Annotated in this window: 15 protein-coding genes and 4 tRNA genes; 9 read left to right on the top strand and 10 right to left on the bottom strand. The window is 69.7% G+C overall.

The features are described 5' to 3' along the window. Positions 1-5: 5 nt before the first annotated feature. From P8R59_RS14540 to P8R59_RS14525, 4 genes are all read right to left on the bottom strand, one after another. Positions 6-2,144: a 3-hydroxyacyl-CoA dehydrogenase NAD-binding domain-containing protein gene (locus P8R59_RS14540; protein WP_278101642.1), complete on the bottom strand. Its 2,139-nt coding sequence runs from the start codon at positions 2,142-2,144 to the stop codon at positions 6-8. Continuing rightward, a complete protein-coding gene (locus P8R59_RS14535) occupies positions 2,141-3,349 on the bottom strand; it encodes a thiolase family protein (RefSeq protein ID WP_278101641.1) in 1,209 nt (402 codons plus the stop codon). The genes P8R59_RS14540 and P8R59_RS14535 overlap by 4 nt, the downstream gene beginning before the upstream one ends. A gap of 71 nt (positions 3,350-3,420) precedes the next feature. Then, on the bottom strand, positions 3,421-4,617 hold the full coding sequence (locus P8R59_RS14530; protein WP_278101640.1) for a ribonuclease D: 1,197 nt from the start codon (positions 4,615-4,617) through the stop codon (positions 3,421-3,423). Beyond that, positions 4,610-5,200 (bottom strand): DUF3000 domain-containing protein, encoded by a 591-nt coding sequence (locus P8R59_RS14525; RefSeq protein ID WP_077052623.1) that lies wholly within the window; start codon positions 5,198-5,200, stop codon positions 4,610-4,612. Before P8R59_RS14525 ends, P8R59_RS14530 begins: the two co-directional genes overlap by 8 nt. A gap of 25 nt (positions 5,201-5,225) precedes the next feature. On the opposite strand from P8R59_RS14525, the gene P8R59_RS14520 reads away from it, so the two are divergent. Continuing rightward, complete coding sequence (locus P8R59_RS14520) at positions 5,226-6,434, top strand: alpha/beta hydrolase family protein (protein WP_278101639.1); 1,209 nt, start codon at positions 5,226-5,228, stop codon at positions 6,432-6,434. A 4-nt stretch (positions 6,435-6,438) separates the two neighbouring features. On the opposite strand, the gene P8R59_RS14515 is transcribed toward P8R59_RS14520, so the two are convergent. Further along, positions 6,439-6,879 (bottom strand): SufE family protein, encoded by a 441-nt coding sequence (locus P8R59_RS14515; RefSeq protein WP_278101638.1) that lies wholly within the window; start codon positions 6,877-6,879, stop codon positions 6,439-6,441. A 34-nt stretch (positions 6,880-6,913) separates the two neighbouring features. After that, positions 6,914-7,816, bottom strand: a complete 903-nt coding sequence (locus tag P8R59_RS14510) for a sulfurtransferase (RefSeq protein WP_278101637.1) — start codon at positions 7,814-7,816, stop codon at positions 6,914-6,916. 118 nt (positions 7,817-7,934) lie between these two features. On the opposite strand from P8R59_RS14510, the gene zapE reads away from it, so the two are divergent. The 3 genes from zapE to P8R59_RS14495 all read left to right on the top strand — a co-directional run bounded on the left by zapE (position 7,935) and on the right by P8R59_RS14495 (position 11,065). After that, positions 7,935-8,972: a cell division protein ZapE gene (gene zapE, locus P8R59_RS14505; protein WP_278101636.1), complete on the top strand. Its 1,038-nt coding sequence runs from the start codon at positions 7,935-7,937 to the stop codon at positions 8,970-8,972. A gap of 168 nt (positions 8,973-9,140) precedes the next feature. Then, a complete protein-coding gene (locus P8R59_RS14500) occupies positions 9,141-10,412 on the top strand; it encodes an ammonium transporter (RefSeq protein ID WP_077051445.1) in 1,272 nt (423 codons plus the stop codon). 95 nt (positions 10,413-10,507) lie between these two features. After that, entirely contained in the window at positions 10,508-11,065 is a 558-nt protein-coding gene (locus P8R59_RS14495; RefSeq protein ID WP_278101635.1) for a type II toxin-antitoxin system PemK/MazF family toxin, read from the top strand. Positions 11,066-11,197: 132 nt separating this feature from the next. Here the strand turns inward: P8R59_RS14495 and P8R59_RS14490 are convergent, their stop codons facing one another. Beyond that, the gene (locus tag P8R59_RS14490; protein WP_278101634.1) at positions 11,198-11,554 is read right to left on the bottom strand and encodes a hypothetical protein; all 357 of its coding nucleotides are present in this window, start codon (positions 11,552-11,554) and stop codon (positions 11,198-11,200) included. Positions 11,555-11,638: 84 nt separating this feature from the next. Beyond that, positions 11,639-11,711, bottom strand: a tRNA-Val gene (locus P8R59_RS14485). A 152-nt stretch (positions 11,712-11,863) separates the two neighbouring features. Between P8R59_RS14485 and P8R59_RS14480 the strand changes: the two genes are divergently transcribed. The 3 genes from P8R59_RS14480 (at position 11,864) to P8R59_RS14470 (ending at position 12,172) form a co-directional block, all read left to right on the top strand. Continuing rightward, positions 11,864-11,936, top strand: a tRNA-Gly gene (locus tag P8R59_RS14480). A gap of 64 nt (positions 11,937-12,000) precedes the next feature. After that, positions 12,001-12,071: transfer RNA gene (locus P8R59_RS14475), tRNA-Cys, on the top strand. Positions 12,072-12,097: 26 nt separating this feature from the next. Next, a tRNA-Val gene (locus P8R59_RS14470) sits at positions 12,098-12,172 on the top strand. Positions 12,173-12,287: 115 nt separating this feature from the next. Here P8R59_RS14470 and P8R59_RS14465 read toward each other — a convergent pair. Further along, on the bottom strand, positions 12,288-12,647 hold the full coding sequence (locus P8R59_RS14465; RefSeq protein WP_278101633.1) for a hypothetical protein: 360 nt from the start codon (positions 12,645-12,647) through the stop codon (positions 12,288-12,290). 163 nt (positions 12,648-12,810) lie between these two features. Between P8R59_RS14465 and P8R59_RS14460 the strand changes: the two genes are divergently transcribed. Both P8R59_RS14460 and P8R59_RS14455 read left to right on the top strand, forming a co-directional pair. Beyond that, entirely contained in the window at positions 12,811-13,224 is a 414-nt protein-coding gene (locus tag P8R59_RS14460) for a PPOX class F420-dependent oxidoreductase (protein ID WP_278101632.1), read from the top strand. A 171-nt stretch (positions 13,225-13,395) separates the two neighbouring features. Continuing rightward, positions 13,396-13,779 carry an ATP-dependent DNA ligase gene (locus P8R59_RS14455; RefSeq protein WP_077051440.1) on the top strand — a complete coding sequence of 128 codons (384 nt, stop codon included), beginning with the start codon at positions 13,396-13,398 and terminating at the stop codon, positions 13,777-13,779. A 48-nt stretch (positions 13,780-13,827) separates the two neighbouring features. Here P8R59_RS14455 and P8R59_RS14450 read toward each other — a convergent pair whose 3' ends face one another. Continuing rightward, positions 13,828-14,976 (bottom strand): SLC13 family permease, encoded by a 1,149-nt coding sequence (locus P8R59_RS14450; protein WP_278101631.1) that lies wholly within the window; start codon positions 14,974-14,976, stop codon positions 13,828-13,830. Positions 14,977-14,983: the final 7 nt, after the last annotated feature.

Raw genomic sequence — 14,983 nt, 5'->3', positions numbered from 1 at the left:
GGCTTTCAGCCGCCGATACCGCGGATCGGCGGGTGGTGGAACGTGTCGCCGAACGCGCGCTCCGACGCCCCCTCGCGGTCGAGGTAGGGCGAGGCTCCGCCGTCGATGAACGGCCAGCCCGCGCCGAGGATGAGGCACAGGTCGATGTCCTGCACCTCGGGGACCACACCCTCGTCGAGCATGATCTTGATCTCCTGCGCGAGGCCGTCCTGAACCCGGGCGAGGATGGTCTCGGGCGCCACCGGGGTCTTTCCGGTGACGAGCACCTTCTGCGCCGCCTTGGTCCAGCCGGTGACGCGGCCGCCCTTGTCCTTCTCGACGACCTCGGGCAGCGCCGCGAGCTCGTGGAAGTTCTCGGACGCGAAGAAGCGCTCGGGGAACGCGTGCGCCATCGTGTCCTGCACGTGCGCGGCGACCTTCCAACCGACGAGGTCGATGAGCTGGAACGGACCCATCGGCAGCCCGAGGGGCGCGAACGCCTTCTCGACGACCGTGATCGGCGTGCCCTCGTACACGGCACGCGCGGCCTCGCCCATGACCTTGGCCAGCAGACGGTTCACGACGAACCCGGGGGCGTCGGCGGTCAGGACGGCGTTCTTGCCGAGCCCCTTGGCCACGACGAACGCCGTCGACAGCGCGGCGTCGGAAGTGGCATCCGTCTTCACGACCTCGATGAGCGGCATGACCGCGACCGGGTTGAAGAAGTGGAAGCCGACGAGCCGCTCGGGGTGCTCGAGCGCCGAACCGATCTCGGCGACCGACAGCGACGAGGTGTTGGTGGCGAGGATCGTGTCGTCCGCGACGATCTTCTCGATCGCGGAGAACACCTCCTGCTTGACCCCGACCTCTTCGAAGACCGCCTCGATGACGAAGTCGCAGTCGGCGAACTCCGAGCGGTCGGTCGTGCCGTGCACGAGCGCGCGCAGCTGGTTGGCGGTGTCGGCGTCGAGCCTGCCCTTCGCCTCGAGCTTGCCGATCTCCTCCCGGATGGATGCCACGCCCTTGTCGACGCGTCCCTGATCGAGGTCGGTGATGACGACGGGCACCCGCAGCTTCCGCACGAAGAGCAGCGCGAACTGCGAGGCCATGAGGCCCGCGCCGATCACACCGACCTTGGCGACCTTCTTCGCGAGCGCCTTGTCGGGCGCTCCGACCGGCCGCTTCGCGCGCTTCTGCACGAGGTCGAAGGCATACATGGATGCCGCGAACTGGTCGCCCGTGATGAGGTCGGCGAGAGCCTCGTCCTCGCGCGCGAAGCCCTCGGCCTTCGTGCCGCTCCGGGCCTTGTCGAGCAGGTCGAGAGCGACGTAGGGGGAGCGGGGGACCGTGCCGATCTTCGACTCGAGCATGCCGCGTGCGACCTTGATCGCGATCGGCCACTTGGTCAGGCGCTCGATCTTGCCGGGCTCGTTCTTGCGCTCGACCTTGATGCGGCCGGTGAGCACGCCGTCGGCCCAGCGCAGCGAGTCCTCGAGGTAAGAGGCCGCCGGGAAGATGGCATCCATGATCCCGAGGTCGAACGCCTGCTGGGGCTTGAGCATCCGGTTCTGCTTGAGGGGGTTGGACACCACGACCTCGAGCGCGTTCTCGATGCCGATGAGGTTCGGCAGCAGGTAGGCGCCACCCCAGCCGGGGATGATGCCGAGGAACACCTCGGGCAGAGCGATCGCCGCAGCCGACGCGTCGACCGTGCGGTACGTCGAGTTCAGCGCGATCTCGAGGCCGCCGCCGAGTGCAAGGCCGTTCACGAACGCGAACGACGGCACACCGAGTTCGGACAGCGATCCGAGCACCTGGTGACCGCGCTGGGCGATGAGCCGCGCGACGTCCTTCGACGGCAGCTTGGCCACGTCGGAGAGGTCGGCACCGGCGGCGAGGATGTACTGCTTCCCGGTGATAGCGACCGCGTGGATCTCGCCGGCCGCGGCGCGCTCCTTCAGCGTCTCGAGCGTGCGCCCGAGTTCCGCCAGCGTCGCCGGACCCAGCGTGTTGGGCCGGGTGTGGTCGCGTCCGTTGTCGAGCGTCACGAGCGCGACGACGTTGCCCGAGGGCAGGCGCACGTCGCGGACGGGGGAGTGGGTCACGACCTCGTCGCCCGTGAGGGCGTCGAGGGGCGAGAAGTCGATCGAGTCGTAGCCGGTCACTTGCGCTTCTTCTTTCCGTCGAAGAACGGGTTCTCCCAGATCACCGAGCCACCCTGGCCGAGGCCGACGCACATGGCCGTGAGGCCGTACCGCACGTCGGGGCGCTCGGCGAAGTGCGCGGCGAGCTGGATCATGAGACGCACTCCGGATGCCGCGAGCGGGTGACCGAGCGCGATCGCACCGCCCCACGGGTTCACCCGGGGGTCGTCGTCGGCGATGCCGAAGTGGTCGAGGAGCGAGATGACCTGGATCGCGAACGCCTCGTTGAGCTCGAACAGGCCGATGTCGTCGATCGTGAGTCCGGCCTTCTTCAGCGCCTTCTCCGTCGAGGGGATCGGGCCGATGCCCATGATCTCGGGCTGCACGCCGGCGAACGCGAACGAGACCATCCGCATCTTCGGCGTGAGTCCGAGCTCCTTCACGGCGTCCGAGCCCGCGAGCAGGCTGATCGTCGCACCGTCGGTGAGGGGCGACGAGGTCCCGGCGGTCACGCGACCGTGCGGGCGGAACGGCGTCTTGAGGGATGCCAGACCCTCGAGGGTGGTCTCGGGGCGACGCCCCTCGTCCTCTGTGGCGAGCCCCCACGCGCCGTCGGCGTCCTTCACCGCGACGGAGACGAGGTCGGGCTGGAACTTCCCGGCCTCGTACGCGGCCTGCGCCTTGTGCTGGCTGGCCATGCCGAACCGGTCCGCGCGCTCCTTCGTCAGGTGCGGGAAGCGGTCGTGGATGCGCTCGGCCGTGACGCCCATGTTGAGGGCGCCCGGGTCGACCAGCTTCTCGGCGACGAAGCGCGGGTTGGGGTCGGCGTTGGCGCCGATGGGGTGCCGGCCCATGTGCTCGACGCCGCCCGCGAGGGCGAGGTCGTACATGCCGACACCGATCGACGCGCCCATCGTGGTGACGCTCGTCATGGCGCCGGCGCACATGCGCTCGATCGCCAGACCTGGCACGGTCATCGGCAGACCCGCGAGGATCGCCGCCGTCCGCCCGAGCGTGAGGCCCTGGTCACCGGTCTGCGACGTCGCGGCGATCGCCACGTCGTCGATCCGGTCCTTCGGCACGTCGCCGTTGCGTTCCATCAACCCGATGATCGCCTTGACGACGAGGTCGTCCGCGCGGGTGTTACAGTACATGCCCTTCTCGCCGGCGCGCCCGAAGGGGGTACGCATACCGTCGACGAAGAAGACGTCCGACATCTCGGCCACTCTGCCTCCATTGTTTGGGATGCAGCCAGCCTAGGAAACGCGCCGCGACGCGAAGAATCGGTTGTCCGAACCTACGAAGACGGTTCCGAGTCGTCCGGATCGGCGTTGAGGGAAGCTACAAAGCTATCCGCGATCACCTGTGCAGTCTGCTCAATCTGCCACGGGCGGGCGCCGAGCTCCGCGAGTGCGGTCGAGACGGACTCGACGCTCACCTCGGCCGGGGGAGTCCACGCCACGCGGCGCAGCGTCTCGGGGGTGAGGAGGTTCTCGGTCGGCATCCGGAGTTCCTCCGCGCGCGCCTCGACGGCCGGGCGGGCCGCCTTCAGGCGACGGTCCGCCTCGGGGTTGCGGTCGACCCAGGCGCGGGGCGGGGGGAGGGTGTCGCTGGGTACGCGGTCCGGCGGCAGGTCGGTGGCCTCGCGTCCGGCCACGATCGCGTTCCACCAGCGGTCGAGCTGGGTCCGGCTCGCGCGGCCGTTGAACTCCTTGACGCCCGCCAGCGCCTGCTTGGTCTGCGGGTCGGCGAGGACGGCGGCGACGAGCGCGCGGTCGGGCACGAGACGACCGGGGGCGACGTCCTGCTCGCGGGCGTAGTCCTCGCGCGCCTGCCACAGCGATCTGGCCACCGCGAGGGAGCGGCGTCCGCGCACCGTGTGCAGACCGCTGAGGCGCCGCCACGGGTCGTCGCGCGGCGGCTTCGGGAGCCGTTCGAGCACTGCCTGGAACTCCTGCCGCGCGAACTCCGTCTTCTCCTGCTCGTCGAGCTCTGCGGCGAGCTTGTCGCGCACGTCGACGAGGTGCTCGACGTCGAGCGCGGCGTACTCGAGCCAGGAGGCCGGGAGCGGCCGGGTCGACCAGTCGGCCGCGGAGTGCGCCTTCGCGAGCGTGATGCCCAGAGTCTCCTCGACGACGGCGCCGAGTCCGACGCGCTCGTGACCGAGCAGACGGGCGCCGAGCTCGGTGTCGAAGATCACCGGGGGTTCGAGACCGCGCTCGCGGAGCGACGGCAGATCCTGGCTCGCGGCGTGGAAGACCCACTCGACGTCGCCGATGGCGTCCTGGAGCGGCGCGAAGTCCTCGATCGTCGACGGATCGAACAGGAACACCCCGGCATCCCGACGGAAGACCTGGATGAGGTACGCCCGCTGGGAGTACCGGAACCCGGACGCGCGCTCGACGTCGACGGCTACGGGGCCGACCCCGGATGCCAGCGACTGCGACGCCGCGGACAGACCCGCGGCATCCTCGATGACGGTGTACTCAACCACGCGGGGGCCTCCGGGCTCCGAGGACCGCAACGCCCTCGGACCCCGGGGGGAGTCCGGCGAGCATGCAGACCAATTCGGCCCACGCCTCCAGGTGCGGGCGAAACGGACCGCGCGGCGACCACGACGCGCGGAGTTCGATCTGTGACCCCTCGCCCTGCGCCGCGAGAGCCCCGAAGCCGGTGGACAGCGTCTTGGTCGCCGTCCCCGACTCGGAGTGGCGTTCGGCACCGCGCGAATCGAGCGCATCGATCAGCCACGACCAGGCGACGTCCGCCAGGAGGGGATCGATCCCGATCTCCGGCTCGAGCGGGGCCTGGGCGAAGCACACCACGCGCCACGCACCGCCCCACGCCTCGGGTTCCTCCGGGTCGTGCAGCAGGATGAAGCGCCCCGTACCGAACGGAGAATCCGTCGTGTGCGCGTCGGGCCGCACGTCGCCGGCCAGCGCCAGCGACTGCGGCGCGAGGCCCGACGGGGACGGGATCTCGCGCACGACGAAATCGTCGCGGAACGCGGTCTCGCGCAACTCGTCGGCCGCCCGGGCGAAGGGGGTCGCCGCCTCGGGTGAGCGGGGGTCAGTCACGGCCACAGACTAGAGTGAGGCCTCGATGAACGCTCCCAGGCGCGCCGCGAGGCGCCGTGCCCCGCACCCCGCGGCCGCACCGTTGCGGGTCGCCGTCACCGCTCTCACCGCCGCGCTCGGGCTCAGCGCCGCGGCCCTCGGCGCCGTATCGCTGCGGATGGCTCGCACCGTGGTCACCCCCGCGGGCCGCGTCCCCGACGTCCAGCTCCTCGCGCTCGATCCGGCGGCGCAGACCATCACCCTCCAGCGCACGGACGACACCGCCCTCCCGGGGCGCTACGGGCTCTTCGCGACGGGATCCCTCGACTACCTGCGACTGGGCTCCGTCGTCAAGGCGGACGGCGCGAGCGTCACCCGCAAGCTCCTGACCCACGTCCCCGTCGATGCGCATCTCGCTCCGGCGGCCGCGTTCAGCGGCTGGTACTACGACAAGCCCGACGACCTGCAGATCCCGTACCGCACCGCGCTCATCGGCACGCCGGTCGGCCCGTGCGCGGCGTGGGAGTTCCCCGCCGCCGTCGACACCGATGTATGGGTGATCCAGGTGCACGGGCGCGGGACGACCAGATCCGAAGCGCTGCGTGCCGTCCCCGTCTTCCACGACCTCGGCATCACGAGCCTCCTCGTGTCGTACCGCAACGACGGGGATGCACCCCACAGCCGCACGGGCACCTACGCCCTCGGCGCGACCGAGTGGCGCGACGTCGACGCCGCGATCGGATACGCCCGCCGTCAGGGAGCCCGCCGCATCCTGCTGATGGGGTGGTCGATGGGCGGCGCGATCGCGCTCCAGACCGAGTTCTCGTCGCCCCACCGCGACGTGATCGCCGGCCTCATCCTCGAGTCGCCCGTCGCCGACTGGCGCACGGTGCTGCGATACCACAGCCGCCTCCTGCGCCTCCCCGGCGTCGTTCTGGCGTTCGCCCAGCGGATCCTCGGCTCCGACTGGGGCGCCGTCCTCACCGGCAGCGGCTCCGCGATCCCGCTCGACAGCCTCGACGCCGTCGCCCGGGCGGGGGAGCTTCGGCATTCCGTGCTCCTCCTGCACAGCGACGACGACGGTTTCGTCCCGAGCGACGCGTCGCACGCCCTCGCCGAGGCGCGGCCCGATCTCGTGACGATGGAGACGTTCACCGTCGCGCGTCACACGAAGCTCTGGAACTACGACGAGGCGCGGTGGACCCGGGCGATCCAGGACTGGGTGCGCGCTCAGGGGCTCGCCGCCGGGGAGTGAGTGGTCAGAGACCGCTCTTGGCCCGCACCTGACGCTTCGCGCGCATGAGCATTCCGGTCATGCCGGCGATGCGCAGCGGGCTCACGGCCCGGGTGAGACCGATGCTCTGCGGGAAGTCGTCCGGGACCGCGAGGACCTCCTCGGCCGACAGGCCCGTGAGTCCCTGCGCCAGGATGCTCGCGAAGCCGCGGGTCGTGGGCGCCTCGGCCGGTGCGGTCGCGTGCATCGCCACGTGGCCGGCGTCGTCGACATCGACCACGATGTACACCGGCGACTGGCACTCGGCGACCCGCTCGCACATCTCGGGGTGATCCGCGTACTCGGCCGGGACGTCGGGCAGCTCGTGCGAGAACTCCAACAGGAGCTGCAGTCGGTCGGGCTCGTCGAGCTCGAGGAACTCCTCGCGGATCTCGGCGAGGCGGGCGGGGAGCGTGTTCTCGGACATCACCGCCAGTCTCCCACGCCCGCCGCGCCCGGGCTCAGCGCGCGGGAACCTCGCCCGGCTCGGCCCCCGCGACGATGGGCACGCGCACCGCGCTGCCCCACTCGGTCCACGAACCGTCGTAGTTGCGCACGTCCTCGAAGCCGAGCAGGTGCTTCAGCACGAACCACGTGTGGCTGGAACGCTCGCCGATGCGGCAGTACGCCACGATCTTGTCGCCGTCCGCGAGGCCCGCGCCATCTCGGTAGATGGCATCCAGTTCTTCGCGCGACTTGAAACCGCCGTCCTCGGCGACGGCCTTGGCCCACGGAACGCTCTGCGCGCTGGGGATGTGGCCGGCGCGGAGCGCACCCTCTTCGGGGTAAGCGGGGGCCGAGGTGCGCTCACCGGAGTACTCCTCGGGGGAGCGGACGTCGATGAGGGGGTTGCCGAGGTGGGCGAGCACGTCGTCCTTGTAGGCGCGGATCAGCGTGTCGTCGCGCTCGATGATCGGGTACTCGACCGGCTCGCGAGTGGTCGGCTCGGTGGTGATCGGGCGCCCCTCGGCGATCCACTTGTCGCGGCCACCGTCGAGCAGACGCACGTCCGCGTGTCCGAACAGCGAGAACACCCACAGGGCGTAGGCGGCCCACCAGTTGTTCTTGTCGCCGTAGATGACGACCGTGTCGTCGCGGGCGATGCCCTTGCGGCTCAGGAGTTCGGCGAACCCCTCGCCGTCGACGTAGTCGCGGACCACGGGGTCGTTGAGTTCGGTGTGCCAGTCGACCTTCACCGCGCCGGGGATGTGACCCGTCTCGTAGAGCAGGACGTCCTCGTCGGATTCGACGACGACGAGGCCCGGCTGGCCCAGGCGTTCCTGCAGCCAGTCGCCGGTCACGAGACGGCCGGGCTCGGCATACGCGGCGAACTTCGGGGAGGTGGTGTCGAACTCGACGGTCACGATGTCTCCTCTGTCAGGGTGGGGGAGCGGGCGGCGTAGGGTGGACTCCGCACCTTCGACCCTAGGACCGCCGTGTCGAAGCAGGCACCCTCCCGTAAGACTGCGACACAGGACGGCCATGACCTCAACGCCCGCGACGACCGGTGTCGTGCACCTCATCGATCGCGAGCCGGCCATCTCGGGCGCCGAGATGGTGAGCGCGCTCGTGCCGCCGCCGCAGTTCGACGGCGCGACGTTCGAGTCCTATCGGGCGGATGCCGCCTATCCCTCGCAGCAGGAGGCGAAGGAGCTGCTGCAGACCTTCGCGACCGGCCAGGGCGCGCCGGCGAAGAAGTCCGGCTTCTTCCGCCGCGCCGAGAAGACCCCGCCGGTGAAGCCCGGCGTGTACCTGGACGGCGGATTCGGTGTCGGCAAGACCCACCTGCTCGCGTCGATCTACCACGCGATGCCCGCCCGTCGGAAGTACTTCGGCTCGTTCATCGAGTACACCGCGCTGGTCGGCGTCCTCGGCTACGCCAAGGCGGTCGAGCTCTTCCGCGGCTCCGACCTCCTCTGCATCGACGAGTTCGAACTCGACGACCCGGGCGACACGATGGTGATGACTCGGCTGCTCGGCGAGCTCGTGGCATCCGGAACCCGTCTCGCCGCCACGTCGAACACGCCCCCCAACGCCCTGGGCGAAGGACGTTTCGCCGCGCAGGACTTCCTGCGCGAGATCCAGTCCATGTCCGACAGCTTCCGCACGATCCGCATCGACGGCACCGACTTCCGTCAGCGCGCCATCGACGGCGAGGCCCGCGTGCTGACGGACGCCGACTACACCGACGCGATCCAGGATGCCGCCTCGCGCGGCGTCGCGACCGACGACGACTTCACGGCGGCCGTCGCGCACCTCGCCCGCGTGCACCCGTCGCGCTTCATCCGCCTGATCGACGGCATCGACGCGATCGGGCTGCGCGACGTCAAGGTGCTGCACGATCAGTCCGCGGCACTGCGACTGGTCGCGTTCGTCGACCGGGCCTACGACGCGCAGATCCCGATCCGCGCCACCGGCGTTCCCCTGAACACCGTGTTCGCCGACGAGATGCTCGCGGGCGGCTACCGCAAGAAGTACCTTCGCGCCGTGTCACGTCTCGTGGCCTTGACGCATTCCTGACGGGCCGTTTCATCGCCGCTTCGCGGCACCGCGAAACGTGATGTTTACACGACCGCCGCGGCTGTAACGCGTTAGAAACACGATTCCCACGCCGATGGAAACCGGGGCTGTGAACACTGAGGGGACCCGACGCTACACCTGCGTCCCTGCAGAGAGGTTCCCTCCGAGATGGATCAAGGCAACACCGCATTCATCCTGCTAGCAGCGGCACTCGTGCTGCTCATGACGCCCGGCCTGGCGTTCTTCTACGGCGGCCTCGTGAAGGCCAAGAGCGTCATCAGCATGATGATGATGAGCTTCGGCGCGATGGGACTCATCGGAGTCCTGTGGGCGCTGTACGGCTACGCGATCGCATTCCCCGCCACTGACGCGGGCGTCACCCAGGCCCCGTGGGCGATCGACTTCAACGAGCTCGGCCTGACCGGTGTCCTCGAGACGCCCGAGGGTGCGGCTTACCCGCCCCTGGCCTTCGTCGCCTTCCAGGCCACGTTCGCCATCATCACCGTCGCGCTCGTCTCGGGCGCCATCGCCGACCGCGCCAAGTTCGGCTCGTGGATGGTCTTCGCCTTCCTGTGGTCGACCATCGTCTATTTCCCCGTCGCCAGCTGGGTCTTCAACTTCGGCCTCGCCGACGACGGCTCGTTCTCGTACGGCGGCTGGATCACCAAGGGCATGCAGGACGTCTTCGGTGTCGGCGCGATCGACTTCGCCGGTGGTACCGCGGTCCACATCAACGCCGGTGCCGCGGCCCTCGCCCTCGCGCTCGTCCTCGGCAAGCGCGTCGGCTTCCAGAAGGGCGCTCACGCTCCCCACAACCCGCCCTTCGTGCTCCTCGGCGCCGGCCTGCTGTGGTTCGGCTGGTTCGGCTTCAACGCCGGTTCGGAGCTCGCCGCGGACGGCACCGCCGCCCTCGCCTTCGTCAACACGATCATCGCCCCGGCCGCGGCCCTGCTCAGCTGGCTGCTCGTCGAGAAGATCAAGGACGGCAAGCCCACCTCCGTCGGTGCCGCCTCCGGCGCCGTCGCGGGTCTGGTCGCCATCACCCCCGCGTGCGCCTCTCTCGACCCGATCTGGGCGATCCTGCTGGGCCTGCTCGCCGGTGCGATCTGCGCCCTCGCGATCGAGCTGAAGTTCAAGCTCGGCTTCGACGACTCGCTCGACGTCGTCGGCGTGCACCTCGTCGGTGGTCTCCTCGGAACCCTGTACCTGGGCATCTTCGCCCGGGGCACGGGCCTCGTCGAGAGCGGATCCTTCAACCAGCTGCTCGTGCAGGCCATCGCGGCCTTCGCGGTCCTCATCTACTCGTTCGTGCTCGCCTACATCATCGGCTTCGCGATCGAGAAGACGATCGGCTTCCGCGTGAAGAACGAGGACGAGATCGCCGGCATCGACACCATCGTGCACGGCGAAGAGGGCTACGTCCTCACCGACGCCCGCTGATACGCACTCCCCGGAACGGGGCGTCACGGATTCGTCCGTGACGCCCCGTTCTTCGTGCGTCGGGGAGTCGGCGGGGCACTGTCTAGGGTGTGGATATGGGAACCGCCGCACGCCTCGTCTCCGCCTTCCTGCGGGCCTTCCGGCCGTCCACGTCGCCGCAGCCCTCCGCGACGCTCCGGCCCGGGCAGGGGTCCGGCGCTGCCGCGACGAGCCCGTCCGCGCCCCTACGGCCCGGTCAGGGCTCCGGTGAGACCGCGACGGTCGAGGTCGCCCCTCCGCGACGCCTGACGCTCTCCTACGCCCCGCAACGCGACGGCGCGCCCGACGGCGGCGAGATCGTGTGGACCTGGGTGCCGTACGAGGAACGCGACGGACGCGGCAAGGACCGACCGGTGCTCGTCATCGGGCGAGCGGATGCCACCCGCTCCTACGCCGTGCGCCTCACCAGCAAGCCGCACGCGGGCGACACCGATTACCTGGCGCTCGGCACGGGGGAGTGGGACCCGCAGCGCCGCCCCTCGTGGGTCGACATCGAGCAGCTCTACCTCGTGCACGACGCCGGCATGCGCCGGGAGGCCGCAGCCCTGGACCGACGCCGCTTCGAGGCCGTGGCATCCGCTCTCCAAGGCCGCTACGGGTGGCGCCTGGGCTGAGCCTGGGGCTCACGGGTGGTGCGGGTCGCGTGACGCGGGGCGCATTTCGCGAGAATGCATCCGCCTGACATCTCCACTGCACGCTGCAGCGGAGTTGTCAGCGAGATGCAGTCTCGATGATCCGTCGCTGTGTCAGACGCCCGCGGGAACTAGTCGCTGGAGCAGCATGTCCGCCGCGAATGAGAGGTTCGAGACCTGCCATGCGACGATCACCGCCGCGATCACACCGAACCAGACGGTGTCACGGAGCGGACTGCGACGGGCGATCCGGTGGATGACGAGACCCACCGCGGTCGTCATGGCGACCACCGCTCCCGCCACCTGCGCGAACGCCATGCGCACGTAATCGTGTGCGTCCGGCGGGGTCCAGCTGTTGGAGGCGACGGTGATCACCATCGGCACGAGGAGGACGCCGACGACGAGGACGACCGCCGAGGAGTACCCGCGCAGTCGAGTGCCGGGCAGGGGACGGGTGGCGGTCTGCTCCATGGGCAGAGCCTAGGGGAAGGGATGCCGTCAGCCCAGGCGCCGCCGGGAAACGACGAAGCCCCCGGCGAACCGGGGGCTGTGCTGTGGGCGATGCCGGACTCGAACCGACGACCTCTTCCGTGTGAAGGAAGCGCGCTACCAACTGCGCCAATCGCCCAATGTCCCGAACGGGACTCGACTACCTTACCCGATTCGAGGAGCCTCTCCCGACCGTGGCGGCGGACACGCGCGGGCCGCGTCCGGTTTTGCGCACGCCTCGCAATCGGGTAATGTCTTACGAGTGCTCGGGGCAAGCCCCGGGAACGAAATGCGGATGTAGCGCAGTTGGTAGCGCACAACCTTGCCAAGGTTGGGGTCGCGAGTTCGAGTCTCGTCATCCGCTCGAGTGTGAAGATCGCCGTCAGGTTTCCGACGGGAGATCACGACACGTGGGTCGAACCACACACGGTGGCGTGGCCGAGCGGCTAGGCACCGGCCTGCAAAGCCGTTTACACGGGTTCGAATCCCGTCGCCACCTCGCCTACAACTGAACAGCCTTCACAGGCGCGATTGGCGCAGCGGTAGCGCGCTTCCCTGACACGGAAGAGGTCACTGGTTCGATCCCAGTATCGCGCACCACCTGAAACCCCCGGCTCGCCGGGGGTTTTCGCTTTTCCGCCCGCGCACCGGCCGGTCGAGGCGCCGCCGATGAGCAGAGGCGCGACTGCCACCCGCCGGCGACCCGGACGCCCCGCTACTGCTCCTCATCGCCCGCGCGCTGCCGCACGCGGCGTGTCGACGGGCGCACCGGATCAGCCTCGTCGGCTGCCGGTTCGGCATCCGGGGTGTCGTCGAGACGTTCGCACAGCGCGGCCGCCTGCTCGGCGGGCGACACGGGGATGCGGGTCAGGTCGGACACACCGCCGTCCACGCGCCGCAGGTACCAGCTGAGGGGAAGCTCGCGCGAGCTGAACCAGCCCCGACGCGAGCGGACGATGGTGAACCCCTGATCCCGCAACGACACCGCGTGCTCCGCGGTCAGCGAGGTCGGGGGGATGCGCACCCAACCTCGGCGGAAATCGTAGGCGTGGGTCGCGATGTGGTGGCGAGACATGCGGACCTCCTTACCTCGAAGAATCCCACGCCCGGCGAAGAGGGCTCATGCACGATGTGTTCCATTCGTGTGAACAATGCTCAACGTTTCATATGAGCGCAGCGGTGATTCGCGGAGCGCAAGCCCGGGAGCCGAGCAATTCGCTCGCACTAGCGTGAAACGCATGACCGTCCCCGACACCCTCTGGCGTGAGATCGCGTCGTCTCCGTTCGTCTCCCTCGCCACTTTCAAGCGCGACGGCACCGCAGTTGCGACGCCCGTGTGGATCGCGCGGGACGGCGACGAGCTGGTCGTCACGACCGAACGCAAGACCGGGAAGGTCAAGCGCCTCCGCAACGACGACCGCGTCACGCTGCGTCCCTGTTCCCGCATGGGAGCCGTGGAACCGGATGCCGTCGTCGTCGAGGCCCGCGGACGCATCGCCGGTCCGAGCGTCGACGACCGCCGGGCCGACGCGGCGCTGCGACGCAAGTACGGGTGGCAGTTCCGCGCCATCATCGGGTTCGAAGCGTTCGTGCGCCGGCTGCAGCGCCGCGCCGGCGACCGCGTCATCCTCCGCATCTCGCGGGGAGAGTGATTCCTGCGCGGAACGGACATAGCTTCAAACCCGTTCGGCCGCAACCGGGTTTGCGTTTCGGGGGGATTCGCGAGATGTTGCCCCCGAGAGCGTTGGCATCCCCCTTCATCCGCGTTCGTCATTTCTCGCCAGGAATGCGCGGTCCGCGGGATGCCTCCCCGGAGGGCTGCCATGGGCAAATTCATCTACGACGGCAATATCAAAGTCGATTTCGAGGATCGTCTCCTCGCCCATCTGCAGGCGGTGATCATGGCGAAGGTGCGGCGCGGCGAGAGCTTCCCCTTCACGTGGAAGGACGACATCAGTATCGGCGGCGGCCGGACCACCGTGTACATCCACCCCAACGTGTCGATGGTGTTCAAGTACCACGGCAGCCGGAACCCGCAGCTGAGCAGCACGTGGCTCCACGCCCTGACGTACAACGCCAACTCGGGACGCGGCCTGTACGTCATCCCCGAGCCCGACGATGTCGCCGTCCGCGAGCAGCCGCATCGCGAGGAGATGGTCTTCCGCGAGGTCCCCAACGACCAGGCTCCGATGGCCTCGCGCTCCTGACCCGAAACACCTCAGATGGCCTGGAGCCGCGCCTACGAGGGCTGACGCTCACAACGTCAGCGGCAGGACGGCGAGCACCAGGATCAGCGGCGCGATGACGGCACCGAGGAGGACGAACCGGCTCCATCGGACTTCGACTCCCGCCGCCACCAGCCGGTCGTGCCACAGCAGCGTCGCGAGCGAGGCCCACGGCGTGACGATCGGTCCCGCATTCACCCCGATGAGGAGTGCCGCCAGACGCACGGGGGAGCCGGCGACCGACTCCATCGCGAGGTAGGCCGGGAGGTTGTTGATCCCGTTCGCCGCGAGCGCTCCGACACCCGCCAACTGCCACAGCGACACGAGGTCGTCCCCCGAGCCGGCGAGCACCGACGTGACGCGACCGATGCCCACGGCTTCGAGCGCGCCGACGGCGAGGAACAGCCCGCCCGCGAACACGAGCAGAGACCAGGGCACGAGCCGGATGCCGAGAGCCCGGGGCGCGCGCAGGGCGAAGGTCACGATGAGCACGACCGCGGCGGCGAGGGCCGGCATCCACGGGTCCAACCCGATCACGAGCAGGGGCAGCAGGGCCACGGTGACGACGGCGGACACGCGCAGCAGGACGGGGTCCGCGACGGCGGGGGAGGCGGCATCCGGGTACGTCTTCGGCAGCTTTCGCAGGAACACGACCGTCAGGACCACCACCGACACCGCGACGGCGATGAGCGCGGACGGGCCGAGCAGAGCGAGGAAGGCCACGGGGTCGTGCCCGCCGAGCGCGTCGGATGCCAGCAGGTTCGTGAGATTCGACACGGGCAGGAAGAGGGACGCGGTGTTCGCGAGCACCACCGTGACGAAGGCGAAGGGCAGTGGGTCGAGTTTCCGGGCCACCGCCATCGCCACCACGACCGGGGTGAGCAGCACCGCGGTCGTGTCGAGAGAGAGGAAGGCCGTCGCGACGGTGGCCAGCGCGACGACGAGCACCCACAACCACGCCGTGCGCCCGCGCGCGATCCGCGCGAGGCGGGCGGCGACGACGTCGAACAACCCCGCCCTGGATGCCAGCTCCGCCACCACCGTGACCGCCACCACGAACAGCAGGATGGGCCAGACGCGGTCGGCGACGGCGAGGGCCTGGTCGGCGGGGAAGATGCCGACGAGGAGCGCGATGATGCCGAGGATCCACAGCGCGCCGCCGATGATGGCCAGAGTCACCGCTCCA

This window comes from Microbacterium proteolyticum (genome assembly GCF_029639405.1).
Lineage (GTDB): Bacteria > Actinomycetota > Actinomycetes > Actinomycetales > Microbacteriaceae > Microbacterium.
The sequence above is the reverse complement of the archived record's forward strand: the minus strand, read 5'-3'. Positions and strand labels throughout refer to the sequence as shown.

Excerpts from the sequence above, each read along its gene's own strand:
- P8R59_RS14520 (WP_278101639.1), top strand. The coding sequence starts at position 5,226 with ATGAACGCTCCCAGGCGCGCCGCGAGGCGCCGTGCCCCGCACCCCGCG.
- P8R59_RS14490 (WP_278101634.1), bottom strand. The coding sequence starts at position 11,554 with ATGGAGCAGACCGCCACCCGTCCCCTGCCCGGCACTCGACTGCGCGGG.
- P8R59_RS14460 (WP_278101632.1), top strand. The coding sequence starts at position 12,811 with ATGACCGTCCCCGACACCCTCTGGCGTGAGATCGCGTCGTCTCCGTTC.
- P8R59_RS14465 (WP_278101633.1), bottom strand. The coding sequence starts at position 12,647 with ATGTCTCGCCACCACATCGCGACCCACGCCTACGATTTCCGCCGAGGT.
- P8R59_RS14495 (WP_278101635.1), top strand. The coding sequence starts at position 10,508 with ATGGGAACCGCCGCACGCCTCGTCTCCGCCTTCCTGCGGGCCTTCCGG.
- P8R59_RS14500 (WP_077051445.1), top strand. The coding sequence starts at position 9,141 with ATGGATCAAGGCAACACCGCATTCATCCTGCTAGCAGCGGCACTCGTG.
- zapE (WP_278101636.1), top strand. The coding sequence starts at position 7,935 with ATGACCTCAACGCCCGCGACGACCGGTGTCGTGCACCTCATCGATCGC.
- P8R59_RS14455 (WP_077051440.1), top strand. The coding sequence starts at position 13,396 with ATGGGCAAATTCATCTACGACGGCAATATCAAAGTCGATTTCGAGGAT.
- P8R59_RS14515 (WP_278101638.1), bottom strand. The coding sequence starts at position 6,879 with ATGTCCGAGAACACGCTCCCCGCCCGCCTCGCCGAGATCCGCGAGGAG.